34 protein-coding genes are annotated in these 21,560 nt (G+C 49.1%); all 34 read right to left on the bottom strand.

What is annotated here, in order from left to right:
• Nucleotides 1-28: 28 nt before the first annotated feature.
• Nucleotides 29-1,165, bottom strand: coding sequence for an aspartate aminotransferase family protein (locus ACEVG1_RS04260; protein ID WP_374742317.1), 1,137 nt, complete (start codon nt 1,163-1,165; stop codon nt 29-31).
• 219 nt (nt 1,166-1,384) lie between these two features.
• On the bottom strand, nt 1,385-1,999 hold the full coding sequence (gene rplQ / locus ACEVG1_RS04255) for a 50S ribosomal protein L17 (RefSeq protein WP_374742316.1): 615 nt from the start codon (nt 1,997-1,999) through the stop codon (nt 1,385-1,387).
• A gap of 154 nt (nt 2,000-2,153) precedes the next feature.
• The gene (locus tag ACEVG1_RS04250; protein ID WP_374742315.1) at nt 2,154-3,146 is read right to left on the bottom strand and encodes a DNA-directed RNA polymerase subunit alpha; all 993 of its coding nucleotides are present in this window, start codon (nt 3,144-3,146) and stop codon (nt 2,154-2,156) included.
• A gap of 86 nt (nt 3,147-3,232) precedes the next feature.
• Nucleotides 3,233-3,841 (bottom strand): 30S ribosomal protein S4, encoded by a 609-nt coding sequence (gene rpsD, locus ACEVG1_RS04245; protein WP_374742314.1) that lies wholly within the window; start codon nt 3,839-3,841, stop codon nt 3,233-3,235.
• Nucleotides 3,842-3,909: 68 nt separating this feature from the next.
• Nucleotides 3,910-4,299: a 30S ribosomal protein S11 gene (gene rpsK, locus ACEVG1_RS04240; protein ID WP_374742313.1), complete on the bottom strand. Its 390-nt coding sequence runs from the start codon at nt 4,297-4,299 to the stop codon at nt 3,910-3,912.
• Nucleotides 4,300-4,315: 16 nt separating this feature from the next.
• Complete coding sequence (gene rpsM / locus ACEVG1_RS04235; RefSeq protein WP_325640117.1) at nt 4,316-4,693, bottom strand: 30S ribosomal protein S13; 378 nt, start codon at nt 4,691-4,693, stop codon at nt 4,316-4,318.
• Nucleotides 4,694-4,715: 22 nt separating this feature from the next.
• On the bottom strand, nt 4,716-4,832 hold the full coding sequence (gene ykgO / locus ACEVG1_RS04230; RefSeq protein ID WP_013665024.1) for a type B 50S ribosomal protein L36: 117 nt from the start codon (nt 4,830-4,832) through the stop codon (nt 4,716-4,718).
• A 35-nt stretch (nt 4,833-4,867) separates the two neighbouring features.
• Nucleotides 4,868-5,086: a translation initiation factor IF-1 gene (gene infA / locus ACEVG1_RS04225; RefSeq protein WP_013665023.1), complete on the bottom strand. Its 219-nt coding sequence runs from the start codon at nt 5,084-5,086 to the stop codon at nt 4,868-4,870.
• A gap of 72 nt (nt 5,087-5,158) precedes the next feature.
• Nucleotides 5,159-5,944 carry a type I methionyl aminopeptidase gene (gene map, locus ACEVG1_RS04220; protein WP_374742312.1) on the bottom strand — a complete coding sequence of 262 codons (786 nt, stop codon included), beginning with the start codon at nt 5,942-5,944 and terminating at the stop codon, nt 5,159-5,161.
• A 7-nt stretch (nt 5,945-5,951) separates the two neighbouring features.
• Nucleotides 5,952-7,289, bottom strand: a complete 1,338-nt coding sequence (secY, locus tag ACEVG1_RS04215; protein WP_374742311.1) for a preprotein translocase subunit SecY — start codon at nt 7,287-7,289, stop codon at nt 5,952-5,954.
• A 3-nt stretch (nt 7,290-7,292) separates the two neighbouring features.
• Nucleotides 7,293-7,739, bottom strand: a complete 447-nt coding sequence (gene rplO, locus ACEVG1_RS04210) for a 50S ribosomal protein L15 (RefSeq protein ID WP_374742310.1) — start codon at nt 7,737-7,739, stop codon at nt 7,293-7,295.
• A 61-nt stretch (nt 7,740-7,800) separates the two neighbouring features.
• Complete coding sequence (rpmD, locus tag ACEVG1_RS04205) at nt 7,801-7,980, bottom strand: 50S ribosomal protein L30 (protein WP_374742309.1); 180 nt, start codon at nt 7,978-7,980, stop codon at nt 7,801-7,803.
• Nucleotides 7,981-7,985: 5 nt separating this feature from the next.
• Nucleotides 7,986-8,504, bottom strand: a complete 519-nt coding sequence (rpsE, locus tag ACEVG1_RS04200) for a 30S ribosomal protein S5 (protein ID WP_374742308.1) — start codon at nt 8,502-8,504, stop codon at nt 7,986-7,988.
• Between the two features lie 12 nt (nt 8,505-8,516).
• Complete coding sequence (gene rplR / locus ACEVG1_RS04195) at nt 8,517-8,876, bottom strand: 50S ribosomal protein L18 (RefSeq protein ID WP_374742366.1); 360 nt, start codon at nt 8,874-8,876, stop codon at nt 8,517-8,519.
• A 2-nt stretch (nt 8,877-8,878) separates the two neighbouring features.
• Entirely contained in the window at nt 8,879-9,436 is a 558-nt protein-coding gene (rplF, locus tag ACEVG1_RS04190; protein ID WP_374742307.1) for a 50S ribosomal protein L6, read from the bottom strand.
• A gap of 18 nt (nt 9,437-9,454) precedes the next feature.
• The gene (rpsH, locus tag ACEVG1_RS04185) at nt 9,455-9,853 is read right to left on the bottom strand and encodes a 30S ribosomal protein S8 (RefSeq protein WP_374742306.1); all 399 of its coding nucleotides are present in this window, start codon (nt 9,851-9,853) and stop codon (nt 9,455-9,457) included.
• Between the two features lie 87 nt (nt 9,854-9,940).
• Nucleotides 9,941-10,210 carry a 30S ribosomal protein S14 gene (gene rpsN / locus ACEVG1_RS04180; protein ID WP_374742305.1) on the bottom strand — a complete coding sequence of 90 codons (270 nt, stop codon included), beginning with the start codon at nt 10,208-10,210 and terminating at the stop codon, nt 9,941-9,943.
• The gene (gene rplE / locus ACEVG1_RS04175) at nt 10,203-10,772 is read right to left on the bottom strand and encodes a 50S ribosomal protein L5 (protein ID WP_374742304.1); all 570 of its coding nucleotides are present in this window, start codon (nt 10,770-10,772) and stop codon (nt 10,203-10,205) included. The genes rpsN and rplE overlap by 8 nt, the downstream gene beginning before the upstream one ends.
• Nucleotides 10,772-11,122 (bottom strand): 50S ribosomal protein L24, encoded by a 351-nt coding sequence (gene rplX / locus ACEVG1_RS04170; protein WP_374742303.1) that lies wholly within the window; start codon nt 11,120-11,122, stop codon nt 10,772-10,774. The genes rplE and rplX overlap by 1 nt, the downstream gene beginning before the upstream one ends.
• 2 nt (nt 11,123-11,124) lie before the next feature.
• Complete coding sequence (gene rplN / locus ACEVG1_RS04165) at nt 11,125-11,493, bottom strand: 50S ribosomal protein L14 (protein WP_262245014.1); 369 nt, start codon at nt 11,491-11,493, stop codon at nt 11,125-11,127.
• A 1-nt stretch (nt 11,494) separates the two neighbouring features.
• Nucleotides 11,495-11,749 (bottom strand): 30S ribosomal protein S17, encoded by a 255-nt coding sequence (gene rpsQ, locus ACEVG1_RS04160; RefSeq protein WP_134091323.1) that lies wholly within the window; start codon nt 11,747-11,749, stop codon nt 11,495-11,497.
• 14 nt (nt 11,750-11,763) lie between these two features.
• Entirely contained in the window at nt 11,764-11,997 is a 234-nt protein-coding gene (rpmC, locus tag ACEVG1_RS04155) for a 50S ribosomal protein L29 (protein ID WP_374742302.1), read from the bottom strand.
• Nucleotides 11,998-12,115: 118 nt separating this feature from the next.
• Nucleotides 12,116-12,532, bottom strand: coding sequence for a 50S ribosomal protein L16 (gene rplP, locus ACEVG1_RS04150; RefSeq protein ID WP_374742301.1), 417 nt, complete (start codon nt 12,530-12,532; stop codon nt 12,116-12,118).
• Between the two features lie 54 nt (nt 12,533-12,586).
• Nucleotides 12,587-13,408 carry a 30S ribosomal protein S3 gene (gene rpsC, locus ACEVG1_RS04145; RefSeq protein WP_374742300.1) on the bottom strand — a complete coding sequence of 274 codons (822 nt, stop codon included), beginning with the start codon at nt 13,406-13,408 and terminating at the stop codon, nt 12,587-12,589.
• Between the two features lie 11 nt (nt 13,409-13,419).
• On the bottom strand, nt 13,420-13,854 hold the full coding sequence (gene rplV, locus ACEVG1_RS04140; RefSeq protein ID WP_374742299.1) for a 50S ribosomal protein L22: 435 nt from the start codon (nt 13,852-13,854) through the stop codon (nt 13,420-13,422).
• Nucleotides 13,855-13,860: 6 nt separating this feature from the next.
• Nucleotides 13,861-14,127: a 30S ribosomal protein S19 gene (gene rpsS / locus ACEVG1_RS04135; protein ID WP_013665004.1), complete on the bottom strand. Its 267-nt coding sequence runs from the start codon at nt 14,125-14,127 to the stop codon at nt 13,861-13,863.
• Nucleotides 14,127-14,951, bottom strand: a complete 825-nt coding sequence (rplB, locus tag ACEVG1_RS04130) for a 50S ribosomal protein L2 (RefSeq protein WP_374742298.1) — start codon at nt 14,949-14,951, stop codon at nt 14,127-14,129. Before rplB ends, rpsS begins: the two co-directional genes overlap by 1 nt.
• Before the next feature lie 6 nt (nt 14,952-14,957).
• Nucleotides 14,958-15,248, bottom strand: a complete 291-nt coding sequence (gene rplW, locus ACEVG1_RS04125; RefSeq protein WP_374742297.1) for a 50S ribosomal protein L23 — start codon at nt 15,246-15,248, stop codon at nt 14,958-14,960.
• A gap of 1 nt (nt 15,249) precedes the next feature.
• On the bottom strand, nt 15,250-15,879 hold the full coding sequence (gene rplD, locus ACEVG1_RS04120) for a 50S ribosomal protein L4 (protein ID WP_374742296.1): 630 nt from the start codon (nt 15,877-15,879) through the stop codon (nt 15,250-15,252).
• A gap of 4 nt (nt 15,880-15,883) precedes the next feature.
• A complete protein-coding gene (rplC, locus tag ACEVG1_RS04115) occupies nt 15,884-16,501 on the bottom strand; it encodes a 50S ribosomal protein L3 (RefSeq protein ID WP_374742295.1) in 618 nt (205 codons plus the stop codon).
• 330 nt (nt 16,502-16,831) lie between these two features.
• Nucleotides 16,832-18,094 carry a glycoside hydrolase family 88 protein gene (locus ACEVG1_RS04110; protein ID WP_374742294.1) on the bottom strand — a complete coding sequence of 421 codons (1,263 nt, stop codon included), beginning with the start codon at nt 18,092-18,094 and terminating at the stop codon, nt 16,832-16,834.
• Between the two features lie 65 nt (nt 18,095-18,159).
• Nucleotides 18,160-19,164, bottom strand: coding sequence for an inositol 2-dehydrogenase (gene iolG, locus ACEVG1_RS04105; protein WP_374742293.1), 1,005 nt, complete (start codon nt 19,162-19,164; stop codon nt 18,160-18,162).
• 3 nt (nt 19,165-19,167) lie between these two features.
• Complete coding sequence (locus ACEVG1_RS04100) at nt 19,168-20,073, bottom strand: TIM barrel protein (RefSeq protein WP_374742292.1); 906 nt, start codon at nt 20,071-20,073, stop codon at nt 19,168-19,170.
• 4 nt (nt 20,074-20,077) lie between these two features.
• Nucleotides 20,078-21,553, bottom strand: a complete 1,476-nt coding sequence (locus ACEVG1_RS04095; protein WP_374742291.1) for a CoA-acylating methylmalonate-semialdehyde dehydrogenase — start codon at nt 21,551-21,553, stop codon at nt 20,078-20,080.
• Between the last annotated feature and the right edge of the window lie 7 nt (nt 21,554-21,560).

The raw sequence follows: 21,560 nt of genomic DNA, 5'->3' as shown, positions 1-21,560 counted from the left end.
TCCGCCCGTTGGCGGTTAAACTTAAATTCTAATCTGTTTTCAGTCGCTCGTCGAGTGCTTCGAGAAAACGATCTGCATGCGCTTTCGTCAAATTCAGCGCCGGAAGCAACCGGATAACGTTTGGCTTAGCCTCCCCTGTGAAGATACGGTTTTTGAGTAACAAATTCTTCTTTACCGAAGATAGTTCCTCGGGCAGATCGATGCCAATCATCAAACCCTTTCCCCTCACCTCCGAAATTTTGTCCATTTTTCGCAGTTCGTCGATTAAGTACGTGCCCACGTCAGCCGCATTTTCAATAAGGTTATCTTTCTCGATTACTTCCAATACGGCCAATGCCGCCGCACAAGCCAGGTGATTTCCGCCAAATGTTGTCCCCAGCATCCCTATCCAGGGCTTGATCTTGGGCGAAATAGCAATACCTCCAATCGGAAACCCGTTACCCATACCCTTTGCCATGCTGTAAATATCCGCTTCTATTCCGGCTAAGTCGTGTGAATAGAAAGAGCCTGAACGACCATACCCGCATTGCACCGAATCGGCAATGAAAATCGAATCATATTGCGACGTAAGGTCTCGGATTTGTTTCAGAAATTCATAGGAAGCTACTTGGATGCCGCCCACGCCCTGAATTCCCTCTACGATGACCGAAGAAATCTCATTTCCATACGAAGAAAAAGCTGCCTCCAGCGCTTCCGTATCGTTGAAGGGCAGGAATATTACATGATCGGTCTCGTTGACAGGAGCCACAATTTTGGCATTGTGGGTGGCGGCCACCGCCAATGAAGTGCGGCCATGAAATGCGCCTGTAAAGGCGATAACCTTCTTTCGGTTATTGTAGAATGACGCCAATTTCAATGCATTTTCATTGGCTTCTGCTCCCGAGTTGCACAAAAACAACTGAAAACCGGCTTTTCCGGAAACATTGCCGATTAATTCGGCCAACTGTGTTTGCCCGGGAATCTCAACGGAATTGGAATAGAACCCTATTTTGTGTAATTGGTCTGTAATCCGTTTGACGTAATGTGGATGCGTGTGACCGATGGAGATAACCGCGTGGCCTCCATACATATCCAGGTACTCATTGCCCTCGCTGTCCCATACAACTGAACCTTCCCCACGTGCAATTTCTATGGGATTAATGGCATAAACATCAAATAATTTCATTTTCTTACCAAATAGCTCCTGTGATTTCCGTGATATAGGAACAGGATTGTTAATGGAGTAAATCATCTGCGTAAAGATATAAACTTGAATTGATATGCAGCCGGAAACCTATACGCAAGTTACGATGGGTTTCCACTTGCAAAAACACGAACTGATAAAAACCAAAAAAACCGGCTTTGAGTAAAGCCGGTTCCATACATCTTGTCAACGTTGAAAAACTCAGTCTTTCTTTTCCTCTTTGCCTTCTTCCTGGCTATCTTCATTCTGAGTTTCCGCTTCGTCGTCAACCGCTGGAGCGGCTTCGGCTGCCGTTTCTTCTACTTCCGCCACTGTTTCTTCAGCAGCTGTTGGTTTCTCATCTACAGCAACCTCAGTCGTTGTGTCCGCAGCAGGTGCAGCAGCGCTGGCCTTCTTCTTGCCACCACGTCGTCGCGTAGACTTGCGCTCCTGTGCGTCACCGTCTTTCTTATACACCTCGTTGTAATCCACGAGCTCGATAAAAGCCATCTCAGCATTGTCTCCCAAACGGTTTTCCAACTTGATGATACGGGTGTAACCGCCCGGGCGGGTAGCCACCTTTTCGGAAATCTCGCGGAAAAGTATCGTTACAGCTTCCTTATCTTGCAGGTAGCTGAATACGGTACGGCGAGAATGCGTGGTATCGTTCTTGGATTTGGTAATCAATGGTTCTACATATTGGCGCAGCGCTTTGGCTTTGGCCAATGTAGTCGTAATGCGTTTGTGCTTGATCAGCGATGTTGCCATGTTAGACAGCATCGCCTTACGGTGACTTGATGTGCGCCCTAAATGGTTGAATTTTTTTCCGTGTCTCATTTTGTTGTTAAAATTTGTGCATACCGTTCTTTCGAAATTAAAAGTCAAAGGCTAAAAGTCAAAAACATGAGCGCTTCGCCTAATTTTTAACTTTTTCTTTTTTACTTTTTTCTTTGCCAAGAGGAATTATGCAACAGGTCGCTATTATATAAATTTATTCTTCGTCGAGCTTGTACTTAGCTAGGTTCATTCCGAACGACAAGCCCTTTGATTTAACCAATTCCTGGATTTCGCTCAGGGATTTCTTTCCGAAGTTCCGGAACTTCAGCATGTCCGCCACGTCGTAGGTTACCAGTTCGGCCAGTGTACGGATATCCGCTGCTTTCAAGCAGTTCAATGCCCGCACGGACAAATCCAAATCAACCAATTCGGTTTTCAAAATCTTGCGCATGTGCAAAATCTCCTCGTCTACGACTTTGGTTTCCTCTTTGGCTTGGGATTCAAGCAGCATATTCTCGTCAGAGAACAGCATAAAGTGCTGAATCAGAATCTTGGCAGCTTCCTTCAGTGCATCTTCCGGGTGGATGGAACCGTCGGTAGAAATATCCAATAACAATTTCTCGTAGTCGGTCTTTTGCTCTACCCGATAATTTTCAATGGTATACTTTACGTTCTTGATGGGCGTAAAGATCGAGTCGACGGCAATTAGGCCAACAGGACCATCAGCCACTTTATTCTCCTCGGCGTTAATGTAACCACGTCCCTTCGCGATATTGAGTTCAAGTTCCAATGTCACCGAACTCTCCATATTGCAAATCACCAAATCGGGATTCAATACAACGAAATTATTGGAAAAGTTGGTGATATCGCCGGCGGTAACTTGGTCCTGTCCATTGATAACCATAAACACCTTTTCCGAATCACCCATTTCACCGGTTTTCTTGAAACGTACCTGCTTGAGGTTCAAGATAATCTCGGTAACATCCTCCACGACACCCTTGATGGTAGAAAACTCATGCGATACACCCGAGAAACGAACCGACGTAATTGCATATCCTTCCAGTGAGGACAATAGAATACGGCGTAAAGCATTACCGATTGTCACACCGAAACCAGGTTCCAATGGGCGAAATTCAAACGTGCCATCGAAATCCGTCGATTTCTGCATGATAACTTTATCAGGTCTTTGAAATGCTAAGATTGCCATTTAATTATTCTTAATGATTGTTTACAAAAATGCTCTACCACAAGAGCAGCATACCCCGAATAGGCTATGCTGTTCTCGTGTATTACTTATTTGGAGTACAACTCCACAATTAAGTTTTCCTTGATATTCTCAGGAATTTCAGTACGATCCGGATAGTTCAGGAATTTTCCAGACAATTCGTTGGCATCCCATTCCAACCAGCTGAACTTGTTGATTTTACGTCCGGCTACCGAATCGGCAATAGCCTCCAGTGATTTGGAACGCTCACGTACGGCCACCACATCGCCGGGGCGAAGGCTGTAAGAAGGAATGTTTACCACATCACCGTTCACGGTGATGTGTTTGTGTCCGACCAATTGGCGGGCAGCAGAACGCGTAGGGGCAATCCCCAAACGATAAACCGTATTATCCAACCGGGCTTCCAATAATTTCAGGAAAACCTCACCGGTAATGCCTTGCTTGGAAGAAGCCTTCGCGAACAAGTTGGCAAACTGGCGCTCCAATACACCATAGGTATATTTTGCTTTCTGTTTTTCGAGCAACTGGACGGCATACTCCGATTGCTTTCCCCTGCGTTTCGACGCACCATGTTGCCCTGGAGGATAGTTCTTACGCTCTAATGCTTTGTCTGGCCCGAAAATAGGTTCCCTAAATTTACGGGCAATTTTGGACTTTGGTCCGGTATATCTTGCCATATGACGATTGGTTTTAAAGTATCTTTCAGCCTATAGCTGAAGAATCTTAGCTTTAAAAATTTATTGAATTATACTCTTCTACGTTTGGGAGGGCGGCAACCGTTGTGGGGCAACGGCGTGATGTCCCTGATCGCTGTTACTTCGATTCCCGTGTTCTGCAACGTACGGATTGCCGACTCACGTCCGGCACCGGGGCCTTTCACGAAAACTTCAACTTTCCGCAATCCCAAATCGTGGGCAACCTTACCGCAGTCAGAAGCAGCTTGGGAAGCAGCGTAGGGTGTGTTTTTCTTAGACCCCCTGAAGCCCATTTTGCCTGCACTAGACCAAGAAATGGCTTGCCCTTGGTTGTTTGTAAGCGTAATAATGATATTATTGAAGGTGGCGTTGATATGTGCCTGACCAATCGGCTCAATGGTAACGACGCGCTTTTTGCTTACTTTTTTACTTTTAGCCATTATATTCGTTCAATTATTATTTCGTAGCCTTTTTCTTATTTGCAACCGTCTTGCGTTTCCCTTTCCGCGTACGTGAGTTGTTCTTGGTACGTTGACCGCGAACCGGCAGGTGTTTACGGTGACGTAGTCCCCGGTAGCAACCGATATCCATCAAGCGTTTGATATTCAACTGGACTTCCGAACGGAGGGCCCCCTCTACTTTAATCTCTTCGTTGATAACGTTACGGATAGCACCCAATTGCTCGTCATCCCAGTCCTGTACTTTCACATCGTAACCGATGCCAGCCTTATCCAGAATGCGTTGAGCCGTGGAGCGGCCAATTCCGTAAATATAGGTGAGGCCTATCTCCCCTCTTTTGTTTTTAGGTAAATCTATACCTGCGATCCTTGCCATATAATGTTGTAGTAATTTACGATTATCCCTGACGCTGCTTGAACTTAGGGTTCTTCTTATTGATAACAAAAACTTTACCCTTGCGGCGGATAATCTTGCAATCCGCACTACGCTTCTTAATGGATGCTCTGACTTTCATGATCTTATGTTATTGTCTAAGCAGGTCGCCCTGCTCTATTTATATCGATATGTTATTCTTCCTTTTGTCAAATCATACGGAGACATTTCCAGTTTTACCCGGTCGCCCGGCAAAATCTTAATGTAATGCATCCTCATTTTACCCGAAATATGGGCAATAATCTCATGCCCATTTTCCAATTCCACACGAAACATGGCATTGGATAGCGCTTCTTTAATGACTCCGTCTTGCTCGATTGAGGCTTGTTTAGCCATATAGTCTTGATTATTATCTAATTATACCCCTGTACAAACAGGGTTGCAAAGATAACCAAAAAAAATTGAAAGTCAATTCTTTTTGCCCAAAACTTCTTCTATATACGCAAACGTGGTCAACACATCGGGCGAACCCTTGTGGATGGCTACCATATGCTCATAATGGGCCGATGGTTTGCCATCTGCCGTGCTTACCGTCCAACCGTCGTCCCAAAACTTCACCTGCGCTTTACCCATATTGATCATCGGCTCGATACAAATCACCAAACCCTCTTCAAGCTTGCTCCCCGTGCCGCGTTTTCCATAGTTGGGTACCTCCGGCTTCTCATGCAGTTTGAAACCCACACCGTGTCCAACCAACTCCCTCACAATCCCATACCCATACTGGCTCACATGGTCCTGTACGGCATAGGCTATATCCCCCACACGTTTGCCCTTAGTCGCCTGCCCAATACCCAGGTTAAGCGCCTCCAAGGTTACCCGCAGCAGTTGGTTTACTTCGGCACTTACTTCGCCCACGGCAAAGGTATATGCCGAGTCACTGATATACCCGTTCAATTCAACGCCACCGTCTACGGATACAATGTCTCCTTCGCGGAGCGCATAATCGCCCGGGATACCGTGCACAACTTGGTTGTTTACGGATATACACAATGAATTGGGAAATCCGTTGTAATTGAGAAATGCCGGCCGGCCGCCATGGTCGTGGATATAGTCGTAAGCCAACTTATCCAATGACAGCGTGGTTACACCTGGACGGATGACCTTCGCTATTTCACCGAGCAACTGCGAAAGTACGGTAGCCGACTTCCGCAGTTGTTCAATGTCTTCAGTGGATTTGTAATATACCTTAGACATTCGAAAACTATATGACCGACTGTGACGCGCCGGTGCCCACCGCGGAAGCTCTTCCCCGAATACGACCGGTCTTCATCAATCCGTCATAGTGGCGCATCAGCAAATGGCTTTCGATCTGCTGTAGCGTATCCAATACTACCCCCACCAAGATAAGCAAAGACGTACCTCCGTAGAAGTGGGCAAACTGGTTGTTTACACCAAACAGGCTCGCTATTGCCGGAAATATCGCAACGATGGCCAGGAAAATGGAGCCCGGAAAGGTAATTTTCGAAATTACCCCATCAATGAAATAGTTGGTTGCCTGCCCCGGCTTGATACCGGGGATGAACCCACCGTTCTTTTTCATGTCTTCCGACATCTGCTGCGGATTAACCATAATAGCGGTATAGAAGAACGTGAAGGCAATGATCAAAATGGCGAATACTACGTTGTAAGTAACGGATGTATAGTTACTTAGCGAGGTCAAAAACGACGATTGCAAATCGGGGAAGAACTGCCCGATACTCATCGGAACAAACATGATAGCCTGCGCGAAGATAATCGGCATGACGCCCGACGCATTCACTTTCAACGGGATATACTGACGCACGCCACCATACTGTTTATTGCCCACAATCTTCTTGGCATATTGCACCGGTATCTTACGCACACCTTGCACGATAAGGATCGTAAAAATAACCACGAAAAACAGCGCAATAAACTCCAGCAACAACGGAATGGGACCGCCCCCGCCCGTACTCATCCGGGAAAACCATTCAGCGGTAATACCGCTGGGCAACTGGGCGATGATACCGACCATGATAATCAACGAGATACCGTTGCCTATCCCCTTGTCGGTAATCTTCTCACCAAGCCACATCACAAACAATGTACCGGCTGTCAGCACAAACGCCGATAGGATGGTAAACATCGGGTCAGCAATCATCTTGGCTCCCCCATCGATCTGCGTACGTACGTATGCAACTGACTGCACCAAGGTAATCGCCAATGTAAGATAGCGCGTAATCTGCGTCATCTTTTTACGGCCACTCTCCCCTTCCTTCTGCAACTTCTGGAAATAGGGAACAGCGATACCAAGCAACTGAACAACAATGGAAGCCGAGATGTAAGGCATTACGCCCAATGCAAATATAGCCGATCTGGAAAACGATCCGCCAGCAAACATATCGAGCAATCCGAGCAGCCCTTCTTTGGCCTCATGCTGAAGCGCAGCAGGGTTGACACCGGGCAATACGATATGGCATCCTACACGATAAATCAAAAGAAATAAAAGCGTATTCAAGATACGCGTTCTCAGATCATCGATCTTCCAAATATTGGTCAAGGTTGTAATTAGCTTCTTCATGTATTAAAGTTTTACAATCGAGCCTCCTGCTGCTTCTATCGCTTGTTGTGCCGTAGCTGAAAATGCATGTGCTTTTACTTCCACCTTGGCCGTCAGTTCCCCTCTGCCCAAGATCTTCACCAAGTCGTTCTTAGAGACCAGCCCGTGCGACGTCAATGTTTCGAAATCGATGGCTGATAAGTTAAACTTATCCACCAGCCCTTGCAGTACGTCGAGGTTCACGCCCACATATTCCACACGGTTCAGGTTCTTGAATCCGTATTTCGGCACCCGGCGTTGCAACGGCATCTGACCGCCTTCAAATCCGGTTTTCGTGCTATGGCCCGACCGCGATTGCGCCCCTTTGTGACCACGCGTTGACGTACCGCCACGACCTGAGCCGGTACCGCGTCCTACACGTTTTTTAGTCTTTGTTGATCCCGCCGCCGGCTTTAGATTACTTAAGTTCATCTTTATTGATATTGTGCTGTACCTTCGCTTTCACTATACAGGTACAACGATTAAACGTATGTTATACTTGTTCTATTGCCACAAGGTGATTCACCTTGCGTACCATCCCAATGATAGACGGCGTAGCTTCCACTTCAACGGAGTGGTTGATTCTTTTCAACCCCAACGCCTGAACGGTCCGCTTTTGGCGCTCGCTACGGTCAATAATACTCTTGATTTGGGTAATTCTGATCTTTGCCATGATGATTATCCGTTAAATACCTTGTTTAAATCCACGCCCCGCTGCTGGGCAACGGTATATGCATCACGCATTTTCAACAGCGCATCGATGGTTGCTTTAACCACGTTATGTGGGTTGGATGATCCTAAGGACTTCGCCAATACATCGGTTATCCCCGCACTTTCCAACACGGCACGCATAGCACCGCCCGCCAATACACCGGTACCATGCACCGCCGGCTTGATCAATACATTGCCGCCTGAATATTTGCCGTACTGCTCATGGGGCACGGTACCTTTGATGATGGGCACCTTGATGAGGTTCTTCTTGGCATCGTCGATTCCCTTGGTAATAGCTTCGGTTACTTCCTTGGCTTTACCAAGACCATACCCTACCACACCGTTCTCATCACCCACGATAACGATGGCCGAAAAGCTGAACGTACGACCACCCTTGGTTACCTTAGCTACCCGCTGGATGCTCACCAAGCGATCCTTCAACTCGATTTCGCTTGACTTAACTCTTTTTATGTTGCTTAATGACATGTTCTCAACTAATTAAAAATCCAAACCAGCTTCCCGGGCACCATCGGCAAGCGACTTCACGCGGCCGTGGTACAGATACCCATTACGGTCAAAAACCACTTTACTAATTCCCGCAGCCAACGCCCGCTCGGCGATTAGTTTGCCAACGGCTTTAGACTGTTCCACTTTGTTGCCCGAAGCCGCAAAATCCTTGCTATTCGTCGATGCGGATACCAGGGTCGCTCCCGCCTGGTCATCAATTACCTGTGCATAGATACCTTTATTGCTCCGATAAACAGACAAGCGCGGACGCTCGGCCGACCCTGAAACACGTTTCCTGATCCCCTGTTTGATGCGTTCTCTACGCGATACTTTATTTCCTGCCATGACGATTACTATTTTTTGGATGCTGATTTACCTGCTTTTCTGCGTAGTTGCTCACCAGCAAATTTAATACCTTTTCCTTTATACGGCTCTGGTGCACGGAGTGACCGGATTTTAGCCGCTACTTGGCCCAATAACTGCTTATCGATAGACTCCAACGTGATGGTTGGGTTCTTACCTTTTTCGGCCGTGGTCGAAACCTTCACCTCTTTCGGCAGGATCAACACTACCTGGTGGGAAAAACCAAGCGTTAAATCCAAGGTGCTCCCCTGTGCGCTGGCGCGGTATCCTACACCAACCAATTCCTGAGTGGTTTTGTACCCTTCGGTCACACCTACCACCATATTGTTCAGCAGCGAACGGTACAGTCCATGCAATGATTTATGCCTTTTCTGATCCGTAGGGCGTTTCACCAACAGCTGGCCGTCTTCCTGGCCAACCTCGATATCTTGGTCCACCTGTTGCGTTAACTCACCTTTCGGCCCCTTAACCGTTACCAGATTCTTATCCGACACGGTGATTGTCACCCCAGCGGGAATGGCAATCGGCGCTTTTCCAATTCTTGACATGTTGTGTGTTCCTCCTGATTAATATACGTAACATAATACCTCGCCACCCACATTCTGGAGGCGAGCCTCCTTGTCTGTCATCACACCTTTGGAGGTAGACAGAATGGCGATTCCCAAACCGTTCAACACACGTGGCATGCTATCCACTCCCGCATATTTCCTCAGACCAGGCTTACTTACACGTGTCAACGTGCGGATTGCTGGAATTTTACTCACAGGATGGTACTTCAACGCAATCTTTATAGAGCCCTGAACGCTGTCATCCTCGAATTTGTAATTGGCAATGTAACCTTTGTCAAAGAGTACTTTGGTAATCTCTTTCTTCAGGTTCGATGCAGGAATTTCTACAACCCTGTGGTTGGCCTTGATGGCATTCCTTACTCGGGTAAGGTAATCCGCTATTGGATCTGTATTCATTGATATTATTAATTGTAATAACGGTTTCCTGGGCCACCTTGGCCATCGGACCTGCTATCGGTTAAAAATTCTGATATATTGCCGGAGTTACCAAGAAGCCTTCTTTACTCCCGGGATCTTTCCGGCCAGTGCCATTTCACGGAACGTAACCCGCGAAATGCCGAATTGCCGCATATAGCCTTTAGGACGGCCGGTCAGTTTGCAACGGTTATGCAAACGAACGGGCGACGCATTCTTAGGCAATTTATCGAGCGCAACATAATCGCCCGCAGCTTTCAGGGCTGCGCGCTTCTCGGCGTATTTAGCTACCAGCTTGGCACGTTTCACTTCACGTGCCTTGATTCCTTCTTTAGCCATTAGTTGTCGTATTTTGATTTTTGAATGGTAATCCGAACTGCTTCAACAATTCCAACGCTTCCACATCCGTTTTGGCACTGGTTACAAAGGTAATATCCATACCTTGTATTTTGTTGATTTTGTCGATATCAATCTCGGGGAAAATAATCTGCTCGGTAATACCCAACGTATAGTTTCCACGACCATCGAAACCTTTATCGTTAATGCCACGGAAATCGCGGATACGCGGTAATGCTACAGCGATTAAACGATCCAAGAACTCATACATCTTGCTGTCGCGCAGCGTTACGCGCACACCGATCGGCATCCCTTTGCGGAGCTTGAAATTCGATACGTCTTTCTTTGACCGGGTTGCGATAGCCTTCTGGCCCGTAATCAAGGTCATTTCACCGATTGCGTTGTCGATGAGCTTCTTGTCTGCGGTAGCGGCACCGATACCCTGGCTCAGGGCAATCTTCTCCAACCGCGGTACCTGCATCACGCTTTTATACTGGAATTTATCTTTAAGCGCAGTACGGATTTCTTCCTTATACTTCGTCTTTAATCTTGGAATGTAAGTCATTAGTTGATCTCCTCCCCTGATTTTTTAGCTATACGTACAATTTTCTTCTTGCCGTCCACTTCCTTCACTTTACGTCCCACGCGGGTTGCTTTGCCCGATTTCGGATCGATAAGTGCGAGGTTTGAAATATGGATAGCAGCCTCTTTTTCGATGATCCCGCCATTGGGGTTAGCAGCATTCGGCTTGGTATGCTTCTTGATGATGTTGACGCCTTCAACAATCGCCCTGTTTTCGGCCTTCAATATCTCCAATACCTTGCCTTGTGCTCCTCTGGAGTTACCGGAGAGGACCTTTACCAAATCCCCTGTCCGGATTTTAATCTTATGTGTCGATGTCTTTGTCTGTCCCATGATTATAATACCTCCGGTGCTAATGATACGATTTTCATGAACTGCTTTTCACGCAATTCCCGCGCTACCGGGCCGAAGATACGCGTTCCCCGCGGCTCATCCTGATTATTCAACAAAACGGCAGCGTTGTCGTCAAAGCGAATGTAAGAGCCGTCCTTACGGCGGATCTCTTTTTTCGTGCGCACAACTACCGCTTTGGAAACCGTTCCTTTCTTTACGTTTCCTGATGGCAAAGCACTTTTCACGGTTACAACAACTTTATCACCGATCGATGCATAACGTTTGCCGGTACCGCCCAACACACGGATCACTAACACTTCCTTAGCTCCGCTGTTGTCGGCCACATTGAGTCTTGATTCCTGTTGTACCATGTTACTTAGCCCTCTCTAAAATTTCTACTAATCGCCAATTCTTGGTCTTGCTCAGCGGACGGGTTTCCATGATCAACACCGTATCGCCGATACCGCAGGTGTTTTCCTCGTCGTGAGCCTTGAATTTGGTAGTTTTCTTTACGAACTTACCATAAATGGGGTGTTTCACTTTCCGCTCAACCGCCACCACGATGGATTTGTTCATTTTGTTGCTCACTACCAAGCCGATCCTTGTTTTCCTTAAATTTCTTTCCATTTTCCGACGTCAATTTATGCCTCAGCGGCTGTTTCGCTAGCTTCGTTAGTGGCCTTTTCAGCCTTCTTACGTTTCGTCAATTCGGTCATCAACCGCGCGATGGTTTTGCGCGTGTACTTGATGCGATTGGGATTTTCTATCGCCGAAACAGCATGTGCAAACTTCAATTTGGTGAGGGCGGCCTTTTCTTCTGCAATTTGGGCCACTAAATCCTCTGTTGACAATTCTACGATTTCTGAATTTTTCATGTCTATCAATTATAATACTGGATGCCTTCATCAGCGAGCTCCGCGGTTTGTGTACCCCGCGGCGGTTTGCCGGTAACGGCGGCAAAACCAAATGCAGGCAGCGCCAGCGCGTCTATGCTTACACGTAGTCTCTACGTATCACAAACTTCGTTTGTACGGGCAGCTTCTGCGCAGCGAGGCGCAATGCTTCCTTGGCGATTTCCAAGGGAACGCCTTCTGCTTCAAACAGCATCCGACCCGGCCGTACTACCGCCACCCAATATTCGGGGGCACCCTTACCTTTACCCATCCGGACCTCTGCGGGCTTCTTCGTAACGGGTTTGTCAGGGAAAATACGGATCCAAACCTGACCTTCACGTTTCATATAACGGGTAACCGCAATACGTGCCGCTTCAATCTGGCGGCTGGTGATCCATGCCGGTTCCATTGATTTGATACCGAATGAGCCAAAAGCCAACTCCGCCCCACGGGTGGCGTTGCCTTTCATGCGGCCCTTCTGCATCTTTCTGAACTTTGTTCTTTTTGGCTGTAACATGTTCGTATTCTATAATTCCCGAATCAACGGGCTTTCTTTATTAACTATTAATTATTATCTCCCGCCACGATTGCCGCCACGGTTGCCACCGCTGCGATTCTGGCCATGGCCTCCGCCACCTCGACGGTCGCCGCCACGGCGCTCGCCGCGTTCGCCGCCGCCACGACGGTCATTACCGCGGAACTCTCCGCCGCCTTCGCCGCGCGGCTTCGCGCCTGATGTCTGGCCCACGTTGGGTGACAGGTCGCGTTTCCCGTACACTTCTCCCTTGCATATCCACACTTTCACACCGATCTTTCCATAGGTGGTCAATGCTTCTACCAACGCATAGTCGATATCCGCACGGAACGTATGCAACGGAATCCGTCCTTCTTTATACTGCTCGGTACGCGCCATCTCGGCTCCACCCAATCGGCCAGAACACATAATCTTGATACCTTCGGCACCCATGCGCATGGTAGAGGCTATGGAAGTTTTCATCGCGCGACGGAAAGAAATCCGTGCTTCCAATTGTTTTGCCACACCCTCGGCAACCAAATGCGCTTCCAGTTCAGGGCGCTTGATCTCGAAGATATTGATTTGGACGTCCTTCTTGGTCAACTTTTTCAGTTCTTCCTTGATCTTGTCGACTTCCTGTCCGCCTTTACCGATAACGATACCCGGGCGTGCGGTATGAACGGTCACGGTGATACGTTTCAGCGTACGTTCGATAACCACCTTAGCCACACCGCCCTTTGCGATACGGACAGACAAGTATTTGCGGATCTTCTCATCCTCCACTAATTTATCGGAATAGTTCTTCCCTCCGAACCAATTGGAATCCCAACCTTTGATGATTCCTAATCTGTTTCCTATTGGATTTGCTTTTTGTCCCATTACTTGATAAATTAGTTTTGTGCTACGTTGTTCTTGCTATCTACCACGAGGGTAACGTGATTGGAGCGTTTGCGGATGCGGTAACCACGGCCTTGGGGTGCCGGACGTAGCCTTTTCAATTGGCGTCCACCGCCCACAAAGACTTCCTTTACGAACAACTCGCTGTCTTCCACAGACTTATCTTCATTCTTAGTTTCCCAGTTCTTAATCGCTGAAAGCAGCAGTTTCTCTACACGGATAGCCGCTTCTTTATTGGTATGTTTCAGGATATACAGGGCGTGCTCTACCTTTTCACCACGGATCAGATCCACTACCAAGCGCATCTTACGCGGCGAAGTAGGGCAATTCAATAATTTGGCAGTAGAAGCTCCTCCTACCTGAGCCTTTTCCTGCTCTTTGCGCTGCTTTATGATAACAGACTTCTTTAGTTTTCGTGTTGCTTCCATTGCCTATTATTTTTTCTTTTCTGCGTGGCCCCTGAATGTGCGCGTAGGCGCAAATTCGCCAAGTTTATGACCAACCATGTTCTCCGTTACATATACGGGGATGAACTTATTGCCATTATGCACGGCAAAGGTATGGCCAACAAAATCAGGTGAAATCATCGATCTGCGAGACCAAGTCTTAACGACTGATTTCTTGTTTGTTTCATTCATAGAAAGAACTTTTCTTTCTAAGTTATGGTCGATATAAGGACCTTTTTTAATTGAACGAGCCACTATTTCTTCCTTTTCTCAATAATGTAACGATTCGATGCTTTCTTTTTACTGCGGGTCTTGTAGCCTTTGGCCAACAGCCCTTTGCGTGAACGCGGGTGCCCACCGGATGAACGGCCCTCGCCACCACCCATCGGGTGATCGACAGGGTTCATGGCTACACCACGTACACGTGGCCTGCGGCCCAGGTGGCGCTTCCGCCCTGCTTTTCCCAATACCTCGTTGGCTTTTTCCGCATTTGAAACCGATCCGATGGTGGCCAAACAAGTAGCCAATATCATGCGGGTTTCGCCGGACGGCAACTTGATGATGGCGTATTTGCCATCGCGGGCCGAAAGCTGGGCATAGGTACCTGCGCTGCGCGCGATGGTGCCGCCCTGGCCGGGGTTCAACTCGATATTGTGGATAATGGAACCCAATGGGATAACCTGCAGCGGCAACGTATTGCCGATTTCGGGCGCTACTGAATTGCCGGAAACAATCGTCTGTCCGACTTTGAGCCCCTCGGGTGCAATGATATAGCGTTTTTCACCATCCACATAATGTAGAAGGGCTATGCGCGCCGTACGATTGGGATCGTATTCTATAGTGGCAACTTTTGCGGGGACGTCTTTTTTATCGCGTTTGAAGTCAATCAGTCGGTATGCTTTTTTATGTCCCCCACCGAGGTAACGCATCGTCATTTTACCGGAATTATTCCGCCCGCCAGACTTCTTGATCTTTACGACCAACGACTTTTCAGGGACGTTGGTGGTAATATCGGAGTAGTCTCCGCCTACTCTGAATCGAGTGCCGGGGGTAACCGGTTTGAATCTTTTAACTGCCATCTCTTATTATATCGTACTGTAAAAGTCAATCGTTTCGCCATCTTTGATTGTGATGATGGCTTTCTTGTACTTCGGGGCTCTCCCGGAAACAAACCCAGCTTTGGTATAGCGGTTCTTGGCTTTACCAGCCACCACAATCGTGTTCACGGCCAAAACGGTCACGCCGAACATCTGTTCCACAGCCTGCTTGATTTGTATCTTGTTTGCCTTGGGATCTACCTTAAATGCATAGCGGTTCAGTTTTTCTGTAAGCTGCGATGCTTTTTCGGTCAGTATGGGCTTTTTTATAATTTCCATATTACTTGGCAAGTGCCTCCTCCAATGTTTTGACAGCATCCGTAGTCAACAAAAGCTTGCCTGCATTTAACACGTCATACGTATTCAACTCATTGGCGGTAATCACTTTTGCCTTCTTCAGGTTCCTGCTTGATAAATAAACGTTGTTGTTTTGAACGGGTAATACCAATAAGGTTTTCTCGTTGGCCACGTTCAGACTATTCACCAAGCTCACATAGTTCTTGGTCTTGATGCTGTCGAAATTGACCTCGTCCAATACCACGATATTGTTCTCCTTGGCTTTGTAACTCAAGGCCGATTTGCGCGCCAACGATTTGAGTTTCTTGTTGAGTTTGAAACTATAATCGCGGGGCTGCGGACCGAAAATACGGCCACCGCCATTGAACAACGGGGATTTGATACTACCAGCACGGGCACCACCCGTACCCTTTTGTTTATGGAGCTTGCGCGTTGAACCGGCAATCTCGTTACGTTGTTTGGATTTGTGCGTTCCCTGGCGTTGGTTAGCGAGGTATTGCTTCACATCCAGATAAATCGCATGGTCATTCGGCTCTACCCCGAATACCGACTCAGGAAGTTGCACCTTGGCACCTGTTTCTTTACCTGATATATTTAAAACGTTAACTTCCATCTCCTTATTTATCTACGATTACGTAAGAACCTTTGGCTCCGGGAATGGAACCACTCACCACGAGCAGGTTTTGCTCTTCGTAAACTTTCAGCACCTGCAGGTTCTGAACCTTCACACGGTCGCCCCCTGTACGGCCAGCCATGCGCGTACCTTTGAATACACGTGATGGCCAAGATGATGCCCCTAATGAACCGGGTGCACGCAAGCGGTTGTGCTGACCGTGAGTAGCCCCACCGACACCACCGAAACCGTGGCGCTTCATGACGCCCTGGAAACCCTTCCCTTTTGAAGTGCCGACGACGTCAATGTACTCGCCTTCTTCAAAAATGGAAACGGTCACCAATTCACCGAGCTGCTTTTCTTCGGGGAAGGTTTTAAATTCTACCAATTTACGCTTGGGCGTTGTTTTCGCTTTGGCGAAATGCCCTTTCAAAGGAGCCGACGTGTTCTTCTCTTTCGCTTCGTCAAAAGCGAGTTGAACAGCGGAATACCCATCCTTTTCTTCCGTGCGTATCTGCGTTACCACGCACGGGCCAGCTTCGATTACGGTACATGGGATATTCTTCCCGTCCGCATCAAAAATGCTGGTCATTCCTACTTTTTTTCCAATAATTCCAGACATGTTTCTATTAATCTATTTACGTCCATCGAAGCAGTAGGGCTTCGCTCAAGACACACCATCCCCTCAAAAGGGACGGCAAAGATAGGAAACTTACAGTAAGTATCAAACAGTTAGTAAATTATTTTTTTATTTTCCCCGGCTGCCCCGTTTTCGGGTGCTCTTCCTCCGTGCGCCAAGGCGTCGTCTTTACCGATGGTTTCCCGATACCTTCCCGATGAAACGCCGTGTTTTGGCCTTTTTACCGAGGTATGGTCGGATATCACTCGGATAGGGCACGGATGATGGACGGATAGCGCACGGATAGCGCATACCGCTTGCCGCGGGCATGGCCTATGGAGTGCGCCCAAGAAGGGGCTGCCCTTCCAACAGGCGCTTATACCTTATCAACGCTTCGACATAGTAATAGTCGGCGTAGGTAAGCGGTACGTCGATTTCACTGCCGTGCGGGATGGAGCCCACGCTGTGCTTCAGTATGAAACCGCCATTCGTACCAATCTCCGCTTTATAGGGCGCTGACGAGAGACTTTGCAGGATCTTTTCTGCCGTTGTTATATAACCGCGGCGCTCGTCACCGCTCGTTTGTGTACTGAGTTCAATCAATGCCGAGGCGAGTATCGATGCCGTCGAAGCATCGCGGTAAGTCTTGTATTCTGCCGCATAGGGACTGGCTTCGTCTAGGTCGGGTGCGTCAAAATCCCAGTAGGGCACCCGGTCGTCCGGCATGTTGGGGTGGTTTAGGATGAACGAAGCTATATGCTTCGCGAAGTCGAGGTAAGCCCCATCGCCCGTTTCCCGGTACATCATCACGTAGCCATACAGTCCCCAAGCTTGCCCGCGCGACCAGGCCGACTCGTCAAACGCACCTTGTGCTGTCTTTTTACCTACAATGCTGCCATCCGCCGGGTTATAATCAATAACATGGTACGAACTGTAATCCGGACGGTAATGGTTCTTGATGGTCGTATTGGCGTGCGTCACTGCAATCTCACGGTATTTGGGATCGCCGCTCAATTTGGAGGCCTGCGTAAGGAACTCCAGGTTCATCATGTTATCGATGATGACCGGATAGGTCCACCCCTCCCACGAACGGATCGCTTTGACCACGGGGTTATACCGGCTGCTCAGCGATTCCGCACCGATAAGTAATATTTCTTTATACGCAGCGGTATCGCCCGTGAGCCGGAGGGCATTACCAAAACTGCAATACAGCATGAAGCCCAAATCGTGTGTACCTTTGTTCAGCTTCTCCTTTTCAAGGATAGCCAACTTGGCTTTGGCCAGTTCCAGTAATTCCGCATCGCCCGAATATTCATACAAATACAGTAAGGAACCGGGGTAGAAGCCCGAGGTCCACCAACCCGTATTCGAAAACACGCTGGTATCGCCCTGGAACGTACGGGGCATCCGGTCAGCGGGCACGCTATCTGCCAGTACGTTGATCTGGGCAACGGCACCGGTAAGTTGTTCATCGATAAATTCCGGACTAAGCTGCAAATCGCTGTTGGTCTGGGAAGCGGGGTGCTGGCATGCCGAAGCAACACCTGCTGCTACCGCGAGGAGGAATAGGAAACGTTTTGGGAAAGCGGTCATCATTAGTTTACTTATATGGTCCGCCCAAAAGTAGGCTTTTGCACGGAGACGTGCAAACGTTTACCAACTTACTCCCCACCAGCCAACGCTACCGGTGCATTTTTTTCAACAGATTGCTGGGCCGCAACGGCGATCAGCGCTGCTTTAAGGCCATCCGACCCGCCTACCGGCACCGGCTGCTTCTCCTGGACGCTGCGGACAAAAGCTTTCATTTCCGTAAGGTAAGAGGTTGTATACCGGTCCATGAAGAAGTGCAGCGGCAATGCGGAGGCGACTCCTTCTTCGTGGTAGTAAACGTGGCTATCGGGTTTATTGTTCTCCACATGCGCCATCCCCTTGGAGCCGAATACCTCCAACCGCTGATCGTATCCATATACCGCTTTGCGGCTATTATCAATCACCGCCATCGAATCGTCTTCGAATTTAAGGGTCACCACGGCCGTATCGATATCGCCGGCTTCCGCAACTGCCCCTCCGGTCAAAACCGACGCCGCGGCATATACCTCCTTTACCTCCTTACCCATCACGTAACGGGCCATGTCAAAATCATGGATGGTCATGTCCAGAAAGAGCCCGCCCGAACTCTTCAGATAGGCCACGGATGGCGGTGCGGGATCGCGGCTGGTGATTTTCACCAGCTGCACATCGCCGATTTTCCCCGTGTCTACCAATGTCTTCAGTTTCACGAAATTTGCGTCAAAGCGCCGGTTGAAACCCAGCATCAATTGGATGTTGTGTTGGCGGACCACCTTCAGTGTTTCGCGTATCCGCGCCAGCGATAAATCCAGTGGCTTCTCGCAAAACACATGTTTACCCCGCCGTGCGCATTCCTCCACATAAGCAGAATGGGTGTCTGTAGGCGAACAAATCACCACGGCATCGATGTCGGGATGAGCAATCAGTTCCTCCGCGTTGCCGTGCTTCACATCCCGCGGCAATCCGTTTTTGTCAACATCCGAAACCATGACGACTTCCGCTTCCGGTATCTGGTGCCTAATGTGACTATAATGAATTTTACCAATCCGGCCAAGGCCGATAATCCCGATTTTCAGTTGCATAAAGTTTGCTTTCATATATTACAGCCCCAGTTGTTTTAAATAGGCTCTATTATTACCAGCGCATATTTTTGGCGTGCCCATTCCGGGCAGCACATCCTGCTCTACCACCATCCAACCGTTGTAGCCTTGACTGTCAAGCGCCGCCAGTACCGCGCCGAAATCCACCGCCCCTTTTCCTAATTCACAAAAAACACCCTGTCTCACGGATTCAAAATAATCCCACCCGCGTGTGCGCGATTGTTCACCGATACGGGGGTTGTAATCTTTGAAGTGCACATGCCAGATACGCGTTCCGTACTGGCGGGCACCAAGTGCGGGATCTCCGCCGCCAAAGGCATAATGCCCTGTGTCAAAGCACAGTCCCAGCAGTTGCGGGTCGGTCAACGCCATAAGCGTATCGAGCTCCTGGGGTGTTTCCACATAGCCGGCACAATGGTGGTGGAATACCGTGCGCATGCCATATTCGTCTTTCACTGCCTGCGCCACCTGCATGGCTCCCCGGGCAAACGTTTCCCATTGACTTTCGCCAAGGCCCATGGCCGATGTTACGCGCCCCGCGTGGGAAGTGCGTTTAGGTACCGTGCCGTTGTCGTCTGCGAGCACGATGAACGCATCCGGATATCCGGCGGCAGCCATCAGGCCCGCTACCCGCAGGGCATCCGCCACACCACGTTGGTGGGCATCCTTTCGTGCCAGCGCCACGGGCACAAACGCTCCGACAAGATCCAACCGGTGCCGGCTCACGACCTCCCGGAGTGCCGCCGGATCGGTAGGCATAAATCCCCAATCACCCAATTCGGTTCCCACATATCCTGTTTCCCCGATTTCCCGCAACACCTGCAAATGATCCGGCATGGTGGCGCCCAGATCAAACTCCAATGCCCCCCAGGAGCACGGCGCATTCGCTACTTTTATTCCCTCCATACGGTTAAAATTTGCGCGACCATTCCTTTGGCCAACGTTCGATGACCACCTTGGTCTGCGTGAAAAACTCGATGGCATGCCGTCCCTGCCCATGCAGGTCGCCAAAGAAACTGTCGTTCCACCCGCTGAACGGGAACTGCGCCATCGGCGCAGCCACGCCGATATTGATACCCACATTGCCGGCGTTGACCTCACTGCGGAACTTACGCGCACTCGCACCGCTACTGGTAAACAGGCACGCCATGTTGCCATAGCGGTTACGATTGATGAAATCCAATGCTGCGTCTACCGTCGCCAAGTTGATCAGGCTCATCACAGGGCCAAATATCTCCGTCTGTATAATTTCGCCACCTAGTGGCACGCCTTCCAATATGGTAGGTTTAACGAAATTGCCCGCCTCGAAACCTTCGATTGAGGCGTTCCGCCCATCCAGCAGTAAATTCGCACCTTCATGTACCCCTTGGTCGATGAGTTGCTCAATCCTCGCCTTGCTTTCGGCAGAAATCACGGGGCCCATCTCCACACCATCCGAGAGGCCATACCCCGTTTTCCGCCCCTTGGCCGCCTCATACAGTGCTTCTTTAACCCGTCCCTTTCCATCGCCTATCACCAAAATATTCGAAGCAGCTAAACAGCGCTGCCCCGCACACCCATATACGCTATCCGTCACAATCCTCGAGGTGGTCTCCAAATCCGCGTCCGGAAGGATTACCACTGGATTTTTTGCACCGCCCTGCGCTTGCACACGCTTACCGTGCTGTGCTCCCTTGGCATAAATATACTGAGCTACACGGGTGGAACCCACGAAACTGATGGCCTTTATCCCCGGATGCTCAAGTATCGCATCCACCGAGGCCTTCCCCCCGTGTACCAGGTTGACCACACCTGGCGGCAATCCGATCTGGTCAACCAGTTGCATCACCTTCTGCATCGTCAATGGTACCTTTTCCGAGGGCTTAATGACAAAACTGTTGCCACAGGCTATAGCATAGGGTAGAAACCAAAAGGTGATCATTCCCGGAAAATTGAACGGCACGATACACGCGCAAACCCCTACAGGTTGCCGCATGACAAATTCGTCGATGCCCCGGGTTATATTTTCCGAAAATTCACTTTGCAACAGCATCGGTGCGGCACAGGCCGTCTCTACATTTTCGATGGCGCGCTGCAACTCGCCGATAGATTCGGCTTTGGTTTTCCCGCATTCATTGGTAATGGTTTCTGCCAATTCTTCTAGGTGTTGCTCCAGCAATACCTTCAATCGGTACAAGGGCTGTACGCGTTGCATCACCGGCACCGCAGCCCATTCCACTTGGGCGCGCCCCGCTGCTTCCACGGCGTCTGCCACATCGGCAGCGGTATCCTTTCCGTATGGAACCCTGCCCATCGGGGCTTGGGTAGCCGGGTTTATGACATCGATCGCCCCCCGCTCCCGGCTCGTTTGCCAGCGCCCATTGATATAATTCTGTAATACTTCCATGAACTAT

Source organism: Parapedobacter sp. 2B3, assembly GCF_041925275.1.
Classification (GTDB): Bacteria; Bacteroidota; Bacteroidia; order Sphingobacteriales; family Sphingobacteriaceae; genus Parapedobacter; species Parapedobacter pyrenivorans_A.
This window is presented reverse-complemented; position numbering and strand designations above follow the sequence as displayed.